Annotated in this window: 13 protein-coding genes; 8 read left to right on the top strand and 5 right to left on the bottom strand. The window is 60.9% G+C overall.

Translation table 11 applies throughout. The features are described 5' to 3' along the window. Nucleotides 1-17: 17 nt before the first annotated feature. Nucleotides 18-623, bottom strand: coding sequence for a glutathione S-transferase family protein (locus BXA07_RS16710; RefSeq protein WP_076569077.1), 606 nt, complete (start codon nt 621-623; stop codon nt 18-20). A 131-nt stretch (nt 624-754) separates the two neighbouring features. Here BXA07_RS16710 and BXA07_RS16715 point away from each other — a divergent pair, with 131 nt between their 5' ends. Then, nucleotides 755-2,092, top strand: coding sequence for a TAXI family TRAP transporter solute-binding subunit (locus BXA07_RS16715; RefSeq protein WP_076569225.1), 1,338 nt, complete (start codon nt 755-757; stop codon nt 2,090-2,092). Here BXA07_RS16715 and BXA07_RS16720 read toward each other — a convergent pair. The 3 genes from BXA07_RS16720 to BXA07_RS16730 all read right to left on the bottom strand — a co-directional run bounded on the left by BXA07_RS16720 (nt 2,089) and on the right by BXA07_RS16730 (nt 3,338). Next, a complete protein-coding gene (locus tag BXA07_RS16720) occupies nt 2,089-2,373 on the bottom strand; it encodes a helix-turn-helix domain-containing protein (protein ID WP_076569079.1) in 285 nt (94 codons plus the stop codon). The genes BXA07_RS16715 and BXA07_RS16720 overlap by 4 nt on opposite strands. After that, a complete protein-coding gene (locus BXA07_RS16725; protein WP_076569080.1) occupies nt 2,370-2,720 on the bottom strand; it encodes a type II toxin-antitoxin system RelE/ParE family toxin in 351 nt (116 codons plus the stop codon). Before BXA07_RS16725 ends, BXA07_RS16720 begins: the two co-directional genes overlap by 4 nt. Nucleotides 2,721-2,876: 156 nt before the next feature. Next, nucleotides 2,877-3,338, bottom strand: coding sequence for a rhodanese-like domain-containing protein (locus tag BXA07_RS16730; RefSeq protein WP_076569082.1), 462 nt, complete (start codon nt 3,336-3,338; stop codon nt 2,877-2,879). 385 nt (nt 3,339-3,723) lie between these two features. Here BXA07_RS16730 and glnA point away from each other — a divergent pair, with 385 nt between their 5' ends. The 7 genes from glnA to BXA07_RS16765 all read left to right on the top strand — a co-directional run bounded on the left by glnA (nt 3,724) and on the right by BXA07_RS16765 (nt 14,361). Next, nucleotides 3,724-5,139, top strand: coding sequence for a type I glutamate--ammonia ligase (gene glnA, locus BXA07_RS16735; RefSeq protein WP_076569084.1), 1,416 nt, complete (start codon nt 3,724-3,726; stop codon nt 5,137-5,139). Between the two features lie 183 nt (nt 5,140-5,322). Further along, nucleotides 5,323-5,805, top strand: a complete 483-nt coding sequence (locus BXA07_RS16740) for a DUF4124 domain-containing protein (protein WP_076569227.1) — start codon at nt 5,323-5,325, stop codon at nt 5,803-5,805. A 5-nt stretch (nt 5,806-5,810) separates the two neighbouring features. Beyond that, nucleotides 5,811-6,899: a nitrogen regulation protein NR(II) gene (gene glnL / locus BXA07_RS16745; protein ID WP_058049184.1), complete on the top strand. Its 1,089-nt coding sequence runs from the start codon at nt 5,811-5,813 to the stop codon at nt 6,897-6,899. Between the two features lie 48 nt (nt 6,900-6,947). Then, complete coding sequence (gene ntrC / locus BXA07_RS16750; RefSeq protein WP_076569085.1) at nt 6,948-8,438, top strand: nitrogen regulation protein NR(I); 1,491 nt, start codon at nt 6,948-6,950, stop codon at nt 8,436-8,438. 123 nt (nt 8,439-8,561) lie between these two features. Beyond that, nucleotides 8,562-9,527, top strand: a complete 966-nt coding sequence (corA, locus tag BXA07_RS16755) for a magnesium/cobalt transporter CorA (RefSeq protein WP_076569087.1) — start codon at nt 8,562-8,564, stop codon at nt 9,525-9,527. A 228-nt stretch (nt 9,528-9,755) separates the two neighbouring features. Further along, nucleotides 9,756-11,123: a GAF domain-containing sensor histidine kinase gene (locus BXA07_RS16760; protein WP_076569089.1), complete on the top strand. Its 1,368-nt coding sequence runs from the start codon at nt 9,756-9,758 to the stop codon at nt 11,121-11,123. 424 nt (nt 11,124-11,547) lie between these two features. Then, nucleotides 11,548-14,361 carry a TonB-dependent receptor gene (locus tag BXA07_RS16765; RefSeq protein ID WP_280175062.1) on the top strand — a complete coding sequence of 938 codons (2,814 nt, stop codon included), beginning with the start codon at nt 11,548-11,550 and terminating at the stop codon, nt 14,359-14,361. A 114-nt stretch (nt 14,362-14,475) separates the two neighbouring features. On the opposite strand, the gene BXA07_RS16770 is transcribed toward BXA07_RS16765, so the two are convergent. Continuing rightward, on the bottom strand, nt 14,476-16,107 hold the full coding sequence (locus BXA07_RS16770) for an NAD(P)/FAD-dependent oxidoreductase (RefSeq protein WP_076569092.1): 1,632 nt from the start codon (nt 16,105-16,107) through the stop codon (nt 14,476-14,478). Between the last annotated feature and the right edge of the window lie 1,174 nt (nt 16,108-17,281).

Genomic DNA, 17,281 nt, shown 5'->3' on the forward strand with positions numbered 1-17,281 from the left:
GCTGGCGTTTTTTCTTGCTAGCCGGTAAACACGGCCGTTTTATCTTGCAGGCGCGCGTGATACGCGGCGATGGCCGGATACGCTGGACGCTGCATCGGCGCCATCAGCCAGCGCTTGACGGACAGGCTCAGCACGATATCGGCCACGGTAAACGCTTCGCCGCACACGAAGGCGCCCGTGCGCTGCAGCTGCTGTTCCAGCACGCCCATCATCTTGTTCCATCCCGCGATACCAGCGGCCAGCTGCGCCGCATCCTGGTGCGCGGGGCTGTTGCGCACGAGGGACATGAAGGCGTAGCGCCAGCTGTTGTTCAAGTCGCCCATTTGCCAATCCATCCATTTTTCCACTTCCGCGCGGGCGCGGGGAGTACTCGGCAGCAAGTCGTCGCGGCCCGCCTGGGCGCACAGGTAGCGGCAGATCGTGTTCGATTCCCACAGCACCAGGTCGCCGTCAACGAGCACGGGCACCATGGCGTTCGGATTCAGGGCCAGGAAGGCCGGGTCGTCGGTGCTGCGAAAGCCGCTGCCCCAGTCTTCGCGTTCGTAGGGCAGGTCGAGTTCCTCGCACGTCCACAAGACTTTGCGGACATTGATCGAGGCGGCTTTTCCAAGAATTTTCAGCATGCGGGGCTCCAGAGGGCAGGTGGTCGATCTGCCACTGTAGCGGATTTGGCCATGCCGCGCATGTGAAAGTGCCTTGCATAGTTGAGGTTTTCTTGGCATCGTAGCCACCCATGAAACCTATGCGCCACCACATGTCCAAAATCCTCGCGTTCAGCCGCTTTTCCGTGCGCGATTTCCTCGCCACCGCCGGTCCCACCTTGCTGCTGGTCGGCGCGTTTTGCGCACTCGCCTATTGGCTGGTCGACCCGGCGCCGCCGCGCCAGGTGAGCTTGTCGACAGGGCAGGACAACAGCGCGTATGAGGAATTCGGCAAGAAATACGCGGCCACCCTGGCCAAACACGGCATCAAGGTGACCTTGCAACCATCGCTGGGTTCGCAGGAAAACCTGCAGCGCCTGAACGCGGGCAAGACCGATATCGCCTTCGTGCAAAGCGGCTCGACGGAACACGCCGATGCCGAGCGCCATGGCCTCATCTCCCTGGGCAGCCTGTTTACGGAACCCGTGTGGCTGTTCTTGCGCGAAGACAAGGCGGTGACGGAGCTGACGCAATTGAAGGGCATGAAGATCAACCTGGGGCCGGAAGGCACGGGCGTGCCCAGCCTGTTCCGGCAGTTGCTGTCCGTCAATGGCGTGGAAGCCAGCGAGCTGACCGTCAGCGCCTTGCAGAACACGCCCGCCACGGTGGAGCTGCTGGAAGGGCGCATCGACGGCCTCGTGTTCAGCTCGGCGCCGGAAGCGCCGCTGATCCAGATGCTGCTGCAAACGCCGGGCATCAAGCTGTTTGATTTTTCGCAAGCGGAAGCGTACACGCGGCGTTTGCCCTTCCTCACGCATGTGGTCTTGCCGCGCGGTATCGTCGACCTGGGGCAGAACATTCCCGCGCAGGATTATCACCTGATCGCGCCGACGGCCACCCTGGTCGCGCGCGAAGACTTGCATCCGGCCCTCGTCGACCTGTTCGTGCAGGCGGCGGCCGGTATTCACGGCGGCACGGGCTGGTTCCAGCAGCAGGGGCAATTCCCGTCCGCGCGCTACACGGAAATTCCCGTGGCGCCTGAAGCGCTGAAATTCTACAAGGATGGCGCGCCCGTGCTGCAGCGCTATATGAGTTTCTGGCTGGCTAATTTCTTTGACCGCATGTGGGTGCTGGTGGTGGCGCTCGGCGCCTTGATCTTGCCCCTGTCGCGCGTCGTGCCGCCGTTGTACGTGTGGCGCATCCGCTCGCGCGTGTACCGCTGGTACGGCCAGCTGCGCACGGTCGAGCAGGCGCTGGAAGACGTGCCGCCAGAGCAGCGCGCGCACGTGTATGCGGAGCAATTGAAGCGGCTGGACCAGATCGAGGAAATGGTCAACCAGATCTCGATTCCCTTGTCGTTTGCCGATGGTTTGTACGGCTTGCGCAGCCACATCAATTTCGTGCGCAAGCGCATCTTGACCCTGATGGGCGAACACCCCGAGGTAGTTTAGACGAGGGTGACCGACAGCTTGCGCCCGAGCAGCGCGGCGGCCCGCTCCAGGGTGGAGAGCGTCACGTCGCTGCCGGGATCGAGCAGGCGGTCGAGCTGCGAGCGGCTCGTCTGCAGCAGGGCCGCCATGCGCGTCTTCGACATCGCTTGTTCCTGCATCGCCTGCGTCAGTTGCCAGGCGATCACTTCCTTGATGGCGCGGGTTTGCGTTTGCTCAAAGATGCCTTCCTCTTTTAAAAAGTCGTCGAGGCTGCTGCCGAGATGGGGGGCGGTGGCGTTCATGTCAGTTCCTTGTAGCGTTTGCGGGCCAGCGCCAGGTCGTCTTCCGGCGTCGTCCGGGTTTTCTTGATAAAGCCGTGCAGCGCCACCAGGCAATCGCCGTGATGGCAGATCAGCACGCGCGCGATGCGCTTGCCGGGCAAGCTGCTGCGCACCTCCGACAAGCCGTGCCCCAGATGCCGGCACAGGGGCATGCCCACGGGCCAGCGCCATTGCGCATGCATCAAGTCTTGCCCGATCACATGGCGTTCCTCGATGGGGAGCGACTTGAGCCAGTCGCGCACGGGTTCGCCGCCATTGCCGTTCGCGTAGAACAGCAGGGTAATCTGCCGCAAGCCGGAAGCATCCATGACGCACCTCTACGTTGTACTATATAAGGTACATTATTTCAAGGAGAATCGGCGCCGCAGTTGAAAAATCGGGCGCGCATGGATGGTTGTAGCCGATGGCGGGCCATCGCGTGGCCCGCCAGATCAAACACGGTTCAGATAGTCAAGCGGCCAGCGTCAGGCGCCCAGCCACGGCAAGCCTGCCTTGCACCAGCCGCCGATCTGCTTGCGGTGGCCGTCGGCGTCCTTGTCGCCTTCAAACCCTTCGAGGATGTCGAAGCAGTTCATGTAGCCGTGCTCGGTTGCCAGCTTGGCGGCATGGCGCGAGCGCACGCCGGAGCGGCACAGGAACAGCAGCACCTCGTCCTTGCCGGCCTGGGCGGCCAGTTGCGCAAGGAAATCGGGATTCGGCACGCCGCCCGGGTAGGTGGCCCACTGTACCGCGCCATGCTGGGTATCGGCGATGTCGACGCGGCCGACCCAGTCGCGCTCGGCATTCGTGCGCACGTCGATGAGCTTGGCGGCTGCGTCCAGCTGCAGCAGCTCGTACGCTTCCTGCGGCGTGACGGCGCCGGCATACGGCGTGCCTTCATTGGCCCGGCTGCGGGCGGTGGTCAGGATGTCGGCGGCGGTGGTCATGGCGTCCTCGATGAAAGTGGGATGGTGTGTACGATTATAGTGCGCCGTCCGCGCCCCGCAAACGGGAATGCATGGCGCCCGGTCAATGCACCACAACGAGGCATTTTTCAGAAAACGACATAAAATGCACGATAATGGTGCGTTATTTGTTTTCTGCACTTGCATAGTGCATTCTTGATTTGACGCAAACCCTGCCTGGACACCACGGGCGGGAAAACTTTCATTGGGATAGCCGGGTTTTGCCCCTGGCGGCCAAGTCTGTTCTGGAGCTGGCATGGAATCTGCTATGATCCTTATGAGTTTTGGTGGCACGCAATGTTTGCTTCGCTTCATCAGCCCAGACGCACTAAGGTCGGCTCACCCCACATTCATTTAGGAGATACGCATGGCAATGACAGCCGCAGAAGTCTTGAAGATGGTAGAAGAAAACGAAGTCAAATTCGTTGATTTCCGCTTTGCCGATACCCGTGGTAAAGAGCAGCACGTGACGGTTCCCGTGTCGCACTTCGACATGGACAAATTCGAGTCGGGCCATGCCTTTGACGGTTCTTCGATCGCTGGCTGGAAAGGTATCGAAGCGTCCGACATGATCCTGCTGCCGGATCCAAACACGGCCAATATCGACCCGTTCATGGAAGAAACGACGCTGTTCATGCAGTGCGACGTGATCGAACCGTCGGACGGCAAGGGCTACGACCGCGACCCGCGCTCGATCGCGAAACGCGCCGAAGCCTACCTGAAATCGTCGGGCATGGGCGACACCGCCTACTTCGGCCCTGAGCCGGAATTCTTCATCTTCGACAGCGTGCGCTGGAAGATCGACATGTCGGGCTGCTTCGTCAAGATCGGTTCGGACGAAGGTTCGTGGTCGACCGGCAAGGACATCGAAGGCGGCAACAGCGGCCACCGTCCTACCGTCAAGGGCGGCTACTTCCCCGTGCCGCCAGTGGACAGCTTCCAGGACATGCGTTCGGAAATGTGCCTGATCCTGGAATCGCTGGGCATCCCGGTTGAGGTACATCATCACGAAGTCGCTGGCGCCGGCCAGAATGAAATCGGCACCAAGTTCTCGACCCTGGTCGAGCGCGCCGACTGGACGCAAAACATGAAGTACGTGATCTGGAACGTGGCGCACAGCTATGGCAAGACCGCCACCTTCATGCCGAAACCTATCGTTGGCGACAACGGTTCGGGCATGCACGTGCATCAATCCGTATGGAAAGATGGCAAAAACCTGTTCGCCGGCGACGGCTATGCCGGCCTGTCCGATTTCGCCCTGTACTACATCGGCGGCATCATCAAGCACGCCAAGGCACTGAACGCGATCACCAACCCGGGCACCAACTCGTACAAGCGCCTGGTACCAGGCTACGAAGCGCCGGTGAAACTGGCGTACTCGGCGAAAAACCGTTCCGCCTCGATCCGCATCCCGCACGTGGCCAATCCAAAAGGCCGCCGCGTGGAAGCGCGCTTCCCGGACCCGCTGGCCAACCCGTACCTGTGCTTTGCCGCACTGCTGATGGCCGGCCTGGACGGCGTTGCCAACAAGATCCATCCGGGCGAAGCCGCCTCGAAAGATCTGTACCATCTGCCGCCGGAAGAAGACGCACTGATCCCGACCGTGTGCGCTTCGCTGGAAGAAGCACTCGATGCCCTGGACAAGGACCGCGAGTTCCTGACCCGTGGCGGCGTGTTCAGCGATTCCATGATCGATGCTTACCTGGAACTGAAAATGCAGGACGTGCAGCGCATGCGCATGACCACGCATCCTGCCGAGTTCGACATGTACTACTCGCTGTAATGGCGCCATGCCGGCAATGTGCCGGTAGGGAATAGAAACGCGGGTGAGGCGATCGGTCTTGCCCGCGTTTTTTTATGCTTTGCGCCAATGCGGCGCCAGTGCGGTGTTGTATAGTCGGCCCAGGATCGATGCGGCAAGAGCCGACAGGAGTGAAGATTGACCAAGCATTACAGAATGGCGCTGATGGCAGCGTTGCTGGGCGCGGCGGCACAGGCGCACGGGCAGTTGTATGTGTGCGCCGATGCGCAGGGACACAAGACGTACACGGACAAGCGGGCCGGCGCCGGCTGCAAGCTGCTCGACTTGCCCGGCGCGATGACGGAGCCGCCCCGCAAGACGGCGCCGCTGGCCGGCGCCCCCGCGCGGCCAGCGCTGCAGGCGGTGGGCACGCCGGCTCCGGCCGCCGGCGCGTTTCCCAGGGTCGATGGCGCCGAGCAGCGCGCGCGCGACCTGGATCGGCGCCAGATCCTGCAGGACGAATTGCGCAGCGAAGAGCAGAAATTGGCTGCCCAGCGCATGGAGTTTAACGGCGGGCAACCTGAGCGCCAGGGTAATGAGCGTAACTATGCGAAATATCAGGAACGGGTGGCGCAGTTGAAGGACAACATCAGCCGCACGCAGCAAAATATAGACGCCCTGAAACGCGAGATCGCGAATATTCGGTAAAGCACATGACACTAGACAACCATTCCAGCCGTCCCGCCCACCTGGCCGGCCTTGATCTGCTCGCTTCAGCCGTCATTCTGCTCGACGGCGACGGCCGCATCAGCTATGCCAACGCGGCGGCGGAAAACCTGCTGGAAAGCTCGCTCAAAGCCCTGTCGCGGCAAAAGCTGACGGCGCTGTTTTTGAATCCCGACGAGCTGGCGGGCATTTGCGCGCAGGCGCTCGAACATAAATTTTCCGATTTGCGCCAGGACCTGAGCCTGGAACGCCTGGGGCGCGAGCCGCTGCGCGTGCACAGCATCGTCAGCGCCCTCGACGCGCCGCGTGACGGCGTGCTGATCGAGCTGCGCGAAAACGTGCAGCAATTAAAACTCGACCGCGAGGAGCGCATTCTCGACCAGAGCCAGGTCAACAAGGAACTGATCCGCAACCTGGCGCATGAAATCAAGAACCCGCTGGGCGGCATCCGCGGCGCGGCCCAGTTGCTGGAACTGGAATTGCCGGCCCTGCACCTGAGCGAGCTGCGCGAATACACGCAAGTCATCATCAAGGAAGCGGACCGCCTGCAAACGCTGGTCGACCGCCTGCTGGCGCCGCACCGCCGGCCGCACATCGTGGGCGACGTGAATATCCATGAAGTGTGCGAACGGGTGCGCAGCCTGATCCTGGCCGAATTTCCCAGTGGACTGACCATTTCGCGCGATTACGACGCCTCGATTCCCGAGTTCCGCGGCGACAAGGAACAATTGATACAGACGGTGCTCAATATCGCGCACAACGCGGCGCAGGCGCTGGCCGAGCGCATCGAGGCGGGCGATGCGGAGCTGATTTTCAAGACGCGCGTGGCGCGCCAGGTGACCCTGGCCAAGGTCCGTTACAACCTGGCATTAGACTTGCATATCATTGACAATGGACCGGGCATCGCACCCCAGATCCGCGACCGGATTTTCTACCCGCTGGTGTCGGGCAGGGAAGGCGGCAGCGGGCTGGGACTGACCTTGGCGCAAACCTTCGTGCAACAGCACCTGGGCGTGATCGAGTGCGAAAGCCGGCCTGGATACACCGATTTCAGGATCGTTCTCCCCTTGCCATAAGCGAGGCAGTATCCCACCCATGAAATCCATTGCGGGACGCACACACTAATGAAGCCAATCTGGATAGTTGACGACGACGAATCAATCCGCTGGGTGCTGGAAAAAGCCCTGGCGCGGGAAAATCTCGCCACCAAGAGTTTTGCCAATGCGCGCGACGCCATCGCCGCACTGGAATTTGACACGCCGCAAGTGCTCGTGTCCGATATCCGCATGCCGGGCGCATCCGGCCTGGAATTGTTGCAGACGGTCAAGTCGCGCTTTCCCGGCTTGCCGGTCATCATTATTACGGCCTTTTCCGACCTCGATTCGGCCGTCGCGGCCTTCCAGGGCGGCGCCTTCGAATACCTGGCCAAGCCGTTTGATATCGACAAGGCCGTCGAGCTGATCCGTCGCGCGCTGGAAGAGAGCCTGCGCGAGACGAGCGTCGAGTCGGGCCCGTCGGAAACGCCGGAAATCCTCGGCCAGGCGCCGGCCATGCAGGAAGTCTTCCGCGCCATCGGCCGGCTGTCGCAATCGAACGTGACGGTACTCATCACGGGTGAATCCGGTTCCGGCAAGGAACTCGTGGCGCGCGCGCTGCACAAGCACAGCCCGCGTGCGGCGCAGCCTTTCATTGCCCTGAACACGGCGGCGATCCCGAAAGATTTGCTGGAATCGGAACTGTTCGGCCACGAGCGGGGCGCGTTTACGGGCGCGCAGACGACGCGCCGGGGCCGCTTCGAGCAGGCCGAGAACGGCACCCTGTTCCTCGATGAAATCGGCGACATGCCGTTCGACCTGCAGACGCGCTTGCTGCGCGTGCTGTCCGACGGGCATTTTTACCGCGTCGGCGGCCACCAGCCCATGAAGGCGAACGTGCGCGTCATTACGGCCACGCACCAGAACCTGGAGCAGCGCGTGCGCGACGGCCTGTTCCGCGAAGACTTGTATCACCGCCTGAACGTGATCCGTTTGCGCCTGCCCAGTTTGCGGGAGCGGCGCGAGGATATCCCCATCCTGGTGCGCCACTTCCTGGTGCAAAGCGCGCGCCAGCTGGGCGTGGAAGCGAAGCGCATGAGCGAACCGACGATGCAATTTCTCAGCAACCTCGATTTGCCCGGGAACGTGCGCCAGCTGGAAAACCTGTGCAACTGGATCACCGTCATGGCGCCGGGCCAGACGGTGGAAATCAAGGATTTGCCGCTGGAATTGACGCAGGGGCAGGGCGATGGCGCGGCCACGGCGGTGTCCGCTGACGTGGCGCCAGCGAATGTTGCTCACCCGCATGGCGGCCAGGTCTTCGAGGCGGCCGCGCCCGTCAACGGCGCGCCGCCGGGCTGGATCGGCCTGCTGGAGCTGCAGGCGGCCGGCATGCTGGGCGCGGGGCAGCAGGAAGTCATGGCCGTGCTGGGTCGGCAATTCGAGTCGGCCCTGATCAAGACGGCGCTCAAGCATACGCATGGGCGCAAGAACGACGCGGCCGTGCGCCTGGGCATAGGCCGCAACACGATCACGCGCAAGATTTCCGAACTGGGCATCGACGGCGCCAAGGACGACTGACACAGCGTCCGGCGTCGGCGCGGCGTCAGTTGTACGCGACAAAGCACAATGAAGGCAGGCAATCAGGTAAGCTGGCGCTTGCCGGATGGTTTCGTCCGGTTTTAACTTTCATTGTGGAATTGTATGCTGATTAACTGCGTGGCCTACCAGGATGGCAAAAAACTGGCCGACTTGCCGATTGACGATATCAGCGACTACGTGGAGCGGCCCGACTGCTTCGTCTGGGTCGCCCTGCTCGACGCCACGCCGGATGAGCTGAAACAGATGCAGCACGAGTTTTGCCTGCACGAACTGGCGGTCGAGGATGCGCAGCGCGGTCACCAGCGCCCGAAGATCGAGGAATATGGCGATTCCCTGTTTGCCGTCGTCAAAACCGTGGAAATGGTCGAGAACGATCTGGTGCTGGGCGAAGTCGACATTTTCGTTGGCGCCAATTACGTGCTCTCGTCGCGCAGCAACAGTTCGCAAGGTTTCCTCGGTGTCCGCGCGCGCGCCGAGCGCGAACCGCACCTGCTGCGCCAGGGTTCCGCCTTCGTCCTGTATGCATTGATGGACGCCGTGGTCGACCGTTACTTTCCCGTGCTCGACGCCCTGGAGTCGGAGCTGGAACTGATCGAGGACCGCATCTTCGACCGCGGCACCGAGCGCGACAATATCGAACGCCTGTACCAGCTCAAGCGCAAGGTCATGGTCTTGCGCCACGTGGTGGCGCCCCTGATGGAAGCGGTGGGCAAGTTGCACGGCGGGCGGGTGCCGCCCCTGTGCCACGATACCCAGGAGTATTTCCGCGACGTGCACGACCATCTGGCGCGCATCAACGGCACGCTCGACACCATCCGCGACACCATCAGCACGGCCATCCAGGTGAATCTGTCGATGGTGGCCATCGATGAGAGCGAAGTGAACAAGCAGCTGGCGGCCTGGGCGGCTATTTTCGCCGTCTTCACGGCGTTTGCCGGCGTATGGGGCATGAACTTCAAGTTCATGCCGGAACTGGACTGGCAATATGGCTATCCCGTGGCCGTGGGACTGATGAGCTGTGTCTGCGGTTACATGTATTACCTGTTCAAGCGTTCCGGCTGGCTATAAAAATTGGCTATGTCACCGTCAGGTGTGGGAATGTCAGACAGCCGGGGCGAAGCAAGATTCCTGGTAATCCCCTGCTTAACGGAGACAGAGCCTAAAAATTTGCGCAGTTCTGTATTATTAAGCAATAGCCGGGGGTACAATCGCGGCAAGTCCGTTGACTCGGGCCCTTGCTGAGGATCGCCGCGCCGGCAGCCGTGCCTGCGCTTTCCGTGCTGCGCAGGAGCATTCATGAGTATTCCGTTGTTTGATGTGAATTCGCAAGAACCCCTGTTCGATCCCGAGCAGCGGCGTACCCTGGCGGAAGCGGCCTTGCGCTCGATTACGGCATCGACGGCGCGCGCCCGCGGCGACGACTTCCTGCGCATCCTCGTCAAGGACCTGGCCGAAGCGCTCGATGTCAAATACGTCATTGCCGGGCGCCTGATCAGCATGGACGATGGCAGCGAAGGCATCCGCACCCTGGCCCTGTGGGGCGGCGACGGCTACCAGCCCAACATCGAATACAGCCTGCAGCACACGCCGTGCCAGGATGTGACGTGCCAGAGCATGTGTTTTCACGGCAGCGATATCCAGCGTCGCTTTCCACTCGATACCCTCCTGGTCGACATGCATGCGGAAAGCTATGTGGGCATGCCGCTGATCGATACCGAGGGCCGCACCCTGGGCATCCTGTCGGCCATCGATACGCGTCCCATCGATGAAAACAAGCGCTTGCTGGCCTTGCTGCTGCTGTCGATCTTTTCGGCCCGCAGCGCGGCCGAGCTGCAGCACCAGGAACGTACCCAGCAACTGGAAGAAATCGTGCGCGTGCGCACGGAATCGCTGCTGGCGGCGCAGGCCAACCTGATCGAGCAGGAGCAGATGGCGGCCCTCGGTTCGCTGGTGGCGGGCGTGTCGCATGAAGTCAATACGCCCATCGGCGTGGCGCTGACGGCCGCGTCGAGCATGGGCAGCTATGCCGACCAGCTGGTGCAGTTGCTGGGCGGTGCCAAGGTCAGCCGTGCCGAGCTGATCGACATTGCCGAGGCACTCAAGGGCGCGGCGGCCTTGATCGAACGCAACCTGGCGCGCGCTGCCGACCTGATCGGCAATTTCAAGCAGCTGGCCGTCGACCAGGTCAGCGAATACGTGGCCGACCTGGCGCTGCATGACTATGTGCACGGCCTGGTGTCGGCGCACAGCCCGGAACTGCGCAAGGCGGCGCTGGGCGTGGAACTCGATATCGCCCCCGATTGCCAGGTGCGCCTGGCTGCCGGCAAGCTGTCGCAAATCCTCTCGAACCTGTTGATGAACAGTGCGCGCCACGGCTATCCGCATGGCGGGCCGGGGCGCATCACCATACGCGCGCGCATCGAGGCGCCCGATGCCGGTGCGCCATGGCTGCTGCTGGAGTTTTCCGACGACGGCGTCGGCCTGGCGCCAGCCGTGCGCGAGCATATGTTTGAACCGTTTTTCACCACCAAGCGGGGCCAGGGCGGCTCCGGCCTGGGCATGCACATCGTCTATACCATCGTGCAGCAACTGGGCGGCCAGATCAGCGCCGTCGATGCCACTCCCGGCTGCCATATTCATATCAGGCTGCCGCTGACCCACTGAAGGCGCCTGTGTCGTCTGGGCCGTCATCGTTTCCCTCTTCAATGTATTGCTAAATGGCATCATTCGTCAAATACGCGCAGGCATATTTGTGAAAACGGGCGCGAGTGTTGTTTCTATGTATAAATTGGAAATTCAATTATTGACACTGAATTTACGTCATGTTTTGATGAAATTTCTCAGCTTGTAACAAAGCATTTGTAAAGTTACAGCAGGGTTGGCAGGGTGCCGCAAGACACCTTCCGGCTGTTTCGGCACATGTCGGTCGAATGCTGTATTGAGAGCTGAACCATACCTGTACGAAGACCGATAGTTGGAGTTTCAATGTATTAACCTTCATCCAAACGATGACGGCTTTCTTAAATTTGCTTTATTCAAGGATATAACAATGCTTAAAGAGACCGTATTATCTCGCTCTGTGCGCCTGATGTTTTCAGGGATTGCCATTGGCGTGCTGGCTCAGCCAGTACTCGCACAAGAGACCGCACCTGCATCTCCTACTGTACAACGGGTGGAGATCACCGGGTCGAATATTCGCCGCGCGCAGGCTGAAGGTGTTTCTCCTGTTCAAACCCTGAACCGGGCAGATATCGAAAAATCGGGTAAGTCGACTGTGGCGGAATTGCTGCAGACGCTGGCGGTCGATAACCAGGGGTCGGTTCCTACCAGCTTCGGCAATGGTTTTGCCGCCGGCGCATCGGGCATTTCCCTGCGTGGCCTGGGCACCGCTTCCACGCTGGTGCTGCTCAATGGCCGACGCATCGCGCCATACGGTCTGGCAGATGACGGTCAAAAGGTCTTTTCCGACTTGAATATCATTCCCGCCGATGCTGTGGAACGCGTCGAGATTCTGAAGGACGGGGCTTCGGCAATTTACGGCTCCGATGCTATCGCAGGCGTGGTGAATATCATTTTGCGCAGCGATTTTCAGGGAACCACCCTGAAGGCCAGCTATGGACAGACCGGTTATAGCGATGGCGCCGATGTGCGCCTGGCCGTGACGCATGGCTTTGGCGATATCGTCGCTGACAAGTACAACGTGGTCATGAGTGCCGAATATGGCAAGAAAAATGCCATCTGGAACCGCGACCGCTCCGACCGTGGCTATATTGGCGCTTCGGATTTGCGCCAGTACGGTTTTGATGCGCAACAGGCGCTCGGCGGTACGGGTGCCATTACGGGGAACAATGCCGCAGGCAGTGCAATCAACGGCAACGTGCGCAATCCGACGACGCTTGATTACTACAACCGCGGCAACCTGAACGGCGTCGGTTTTACGCGCACCTTCCCTGGCGCTGCCTGCTCCAACTTCACCAAACATCCGCAAGGCGATCCAGGCGGCGGTTGCCTGATTGACGCACCGCAAATGTACAGCCAGATGCAGCCGAGCCAGGAAACGGGCAACGTCTTCCTGCGCGGCACCTTCCAGCTGAATTCGGACGTGCAGGCGTATACCGAAGCGAACTATTTCACCAGCCAATCGTCTTCGTCCACGACACCGACCGGTATCAGCGGCAGCGTCGGCTACCCGGGCGGTCCTGTCAGCAATGCAGCCGTGGCCTTGGGCGCCAACCATCCTGACAATCCATACTTTGGCACCGCGGCGCGCTTCCGCTACCTGGCGGCCGATCTTGGCCCTCGCGTCAGCAATATCGATTCGACGTTCACCCGCTTCGTCGCCGGCCTGAAAGGCAGCGCCGCCGGATGGGACTTCGACACGGCCCTGCTGTATTCGCAAAACAAGGTGTCCAACGACCGCTCCGGCTATCTGCAGCGCGACGTGATGTTTGCATTGCTTAACCCGACAGCGGCGAACGTGGCCGCCGCGAAGAACAACCCCGCATATGCGGCGTTGCCTGCAGGTAGCTACTGGCGCATCGGCGAAAATGCGGGCTTGAACTCGGCCGCCTTGTACGCTGCCCTGGCGCCGAAAATATCCAACGATGCAACGACCAAAATGTCGCAGATCGACTTCAAGGCATCGCGCGAGCTGATGGCCTTGCCGGGGGGCGCGCTGGGCATCGCCGTCGGTGCGGAATACCGCCACGAATCGACCGAACTGGCGCCGACGGCGGGCACGGACAAGGGTAATATTGTCGGCCTGGGCTATTCGGCGTACGAAGGCAGCCGCAGTGTCACGGCTGCGTATACGGAGCTGGTGGCGCCGGTATGGAAGGGCGTCGAACTGTCGGGCGCCGTCCGCGCCGACCATTTTTCCGATGTCGGCAATGCCTATACGCCAAAGGTGGGCTTGAAATGGATCCCGGTCAAGGAATTTGCCGTGCGCGGTTCCTTCGCCAAGGGTTTCCGCGCGCCGAGCGCTGCGGAAAACGGCAAGGGCGGCCTGGCGGCATTTTCGTCGGCCAGCGATCCGCTGCGTTGCGCATTGGGCGTGACGACCGCCTGCTCGGCCGCTTCGATTGCCATCATTACCTCGCCGAATCCTAATTTGTCGCCGGAAAAATCGAAGAGTTCGAATATCGGCTTCGTGTGGGATCCATTGCCTAAGACCAACCTGACGGTGGACTTCTGGCAGATCAAGCGTACCAACGAGATCAACCAGGAACAGACGGACGCGGCAATTGCCGCCGGCCATGTGGCGCGCGATCCATCGACCGCGCAGGCCGGTATTCCTGGCGACCCGGGCGCCATCACGGCCGTACTGGCGAACTATGTGAACTCGGCGCAGACGAAGGTACGCGGTGTCGACCTGGACTTCCGTCAAGGTTTCGACCTGGGCGCAGGTTACGGCAAGCTGACTTTCGATGCGAAGTGGACGCACCTGTTCACGTTCACGCGCACGGAAAAAGATGGCACCTCGCGTGACTTTGCGGGTACCCACGGCAATTGCGATGTGAGTAACTGCATGGGAACGCCTGACAACCGTGTCAATCTGGGCCTGACCTGGGAGCTCAATAAGTTGCGTGTCTCGGGCACTGCAAACTACCGCGGCGCCTTGAAAAACACCAACTTCAAGAACGATCCCGAAGGCTGCGCTTTCCACTACGCCAACGGCGAAGATGCGCCGGCAGGTTGCGAACTGGCTTCGTTCACCAGCGTCGACTTGAATGCCCGCTACAAGATCAGCGACAAGATGGAGCTGTTCGGCACGGTGCAGAACCTGTTTGACAAACGCGCACCGCTTGATCCGCTGACCTATGGTGCAGTGTCCTACAACCCGCTGGACTTTGCCGGCGCAGTAGGCCGCTCGTTCTCGGGAGGCTTGAAGTACACCTTCTAAGCACACGATGGCGCCTCTCCGGGGCGCCATCGAATGCCTGCGACAACTGGCCGGACCCCTCACAGGGTCCGGCTTTTTTCATGGCAGGCCCGCAGGGGGCCGTTGGCGCGCTGCCTAGCCGCGCGCGGCCATCGACAGGGCCACCGCTTCGGCCACCTTGATGCCGTCGACGGCTGCCGACAGGATGCCGCCCGCGTAGCCGGCCCCTTCGCCGGCGGGGAACAGGCCCCGCGTGTTCAGGCTTTGCAGGTCATCGTCGCGGCGCTTGATGCGGATCGGCGACGAGGTGCGCGTTTCCACGCCCGTCAGCACGGCGTCTGCTTTGTAATAGCCCTTGATCTGCTTGTTGAATGCCGGAAACGCTTCGCGCAGGGCCGTGATCGCGTACTCGGGCAGGGACGGCGCCAGGTCCGTCAGGTGCACGGCCGGCTTGTAGGAGGGAATCACGCTGCCAAACTCGGTCGAGGCGCGGCCAGCCACGAAATCGCCGACCAATTGCCCTGGGGCATCGTAGTTGCCGCCGCCGAGGGCGAACGCGCGTTCTTCCAGTTCGCGCTGCAGGGCGATGCCGGCCAGCGGGTCGCCCGGGTAGTCGGCCGGCGTGATGCCGACGACGATGGCGCTGTTGGCGTTGCGCTCGTTGCGCGAATACTGGCTCATGCCGTTCGTCACCAGGCGGCCCGGTTCGGAGGCGGCTGCCACCACCGTGCCGCCCGGGCACATGCAGAAGCTGTAGACGGAGCGGCCATTGCTGGCGTGGTGCACCAGCTTGTAGTCGGCCGCACCCAGAATCGGGTGGCCGGCGCTGGGGCCGAAGCGGCAGCTGTCGATCAAGGATTGCGGATGTTCCACGCGGAAACCGATCGAGAATGGTTTCGCCTCGATGTACACGCCGCGCTTGTGCAGCATTTCAAAGGTGTCGCGCGCGCTGTGGCCGATGGCCAGCACGACGTGGTTGCTGGCGATGGTTTCGCCATTGGCCAGCACCACGCCGCGCACCTGGCCGCCGTCCGGGCCGGGCACGATGTCGAGATCGACCACCTTGCTCTCGAAGCGGTATTCGCCGCCCAGCTGCTCGATATTGGCGCGCATCTCTTCGACCATCTTGACGAGGCGGAAGGTGCCGATGTGCGGCTTGCTTACATACATGATTTCTTCCGGCGCGCCGGCCTTGACGAATTCCGTCAGCACCTTGCGGCCATAGTGTTTCGGGTCCTTGATCTGGCTGTACAGCTTGCCGTCCGAAAAGGTGCCGGCGCCGCCTTCGCCGAACTGGACGTTCGATTCCGGGTTCAGTTCACGCTTGCGCCAAAAGCCGAAGGTGTCGACCGTGCGTTCGCGCACCTGCTTGCCCCGTTCCAGGATGAGGGGGCGCAAGCCCATCTGCGCCAGGATCAGCGCCACGAACAGGCCGCAGGGGCCCGTGCCGATGACGATGGGGCGCGCTTCACTGGTGTGGCCAGCCAGCTGTTCGCCACCAGCAACGAATTTGTAGTCGGTGTCGGGCGCTGGCATCAGGTGCACATCGTGCTGCAGGCGCGCCAGCACGGCCGCTTCATTCTTGACCTCGACGTGCAGCGAGTAAATCAACACCACGGCGCTGCGCTTGCGCGCGTCATAGCTGCGCTTGAAGACGGTAAAGCCGATCAGGTCGGCAGCGGCGATGCCGAGGCGCGCCAGGATGGCGGCGGGCAGGGCCGCTTCGTCGTGTTCGAGGGGGAGTTTTACTTCGTTGAGTCGCAACATGGTGTGTATTTTTTAAAAATTGCCGGGCTCCGTATCTAGCGGAGAGTGTGTCGTGCCGCGCAAGGGCATCAGGGTGCTATTTTACCCGCATGTCCAGGCACCGGTCATGGCCGGACTGAACTGGCGGGGCCGATCCTGGAACGGTTGACGTTCATCCGTGCGGTGCGGTGTCCGGGACGCCGCCAGCGAAACCGTTGCCGCAGTGGAGAGCGAGACGGCCATTTTCATTCCGGTCAGCTGTTTTATAAAATTGCACTGATATCCAATTTTCTGCCAGTTACTCAATGGCAACGCAGTCCATATACAAATTCAACTGTTTTATAAAGTACTGCGTGCGCGACATTTCAAAAATGCCGCCTTATGCGTAATGCGAGAATAAACATATACGCATTGCGTATTTTTGGTATTAACTCTCTCGCCGGATGTAATACAAGAGTGGCTCTTGTCTGCCCTGTATTGCCGTAACAGGGATTTTTTGCATCGTGATGGTGCAGGCATGTGCCAGGTTTGTGCATGTTAATGGCGCGATCCGGATTATTGTTTTTATGAAATCCCCGAATTTGTGGCTTGCATGGTAAATGGGAAATAGTGCCGTGTTGTCGTGTATCCCTTTTACGTGCCGTCGATTGCCTTGCCGCAACTGACAGGGCACCTGCCGGCTGCGCCCCGTTGAGCCTTGTGCGCAGGCCCGGTACATGCGCCACCAGCCGTCCTTCGCGCCGCTGACAGGTGTTGTTTTATTTCGCAAGCAACGGTGTGAAATTGGCTTTCATGATTGACAATGTTGCAGTCGCATGCTCAACTGGAAGGCTTGCAATGTCTCCTGTATCGATAGCCGTCACAGTCCCTGTTTGTGTGTATGGCCACGCCATTCCGCCTCCCCTGGCCGCGCGCCGCGCGCCTGTCACTGCCTCGTTCCTGCCACGCAGATGTGAAGAAAATCCTTACTGTTGTAATTAAGTGTAACTTGAGTAGATAAATTTGCAGTTTATTGAAAGAAATGTTCTAGTGTATCCACTAGGCAAAATGTCCATCACATTTTGTAAAACAAGCCGGGGGGTGAACGGCGGTCCTAGCTCGGGTTGCCAGGAGAATTGAACCCACAATTCCTTGGTCAACAGTCAGTTGCACATAAGCAAGCTGTGAGAGTGGCTTGTACGGAGAAAAAAAATTG

The organism is Janthinobacterium sp. TND4EL3 (assembly GCF_900156175.1).
Classification (GTDB): Bacteria; Pseudomonadota; Gammaproteobacteria; order Burkholderiales; family Burkholderiaceae_D; genus Janthinobacterium.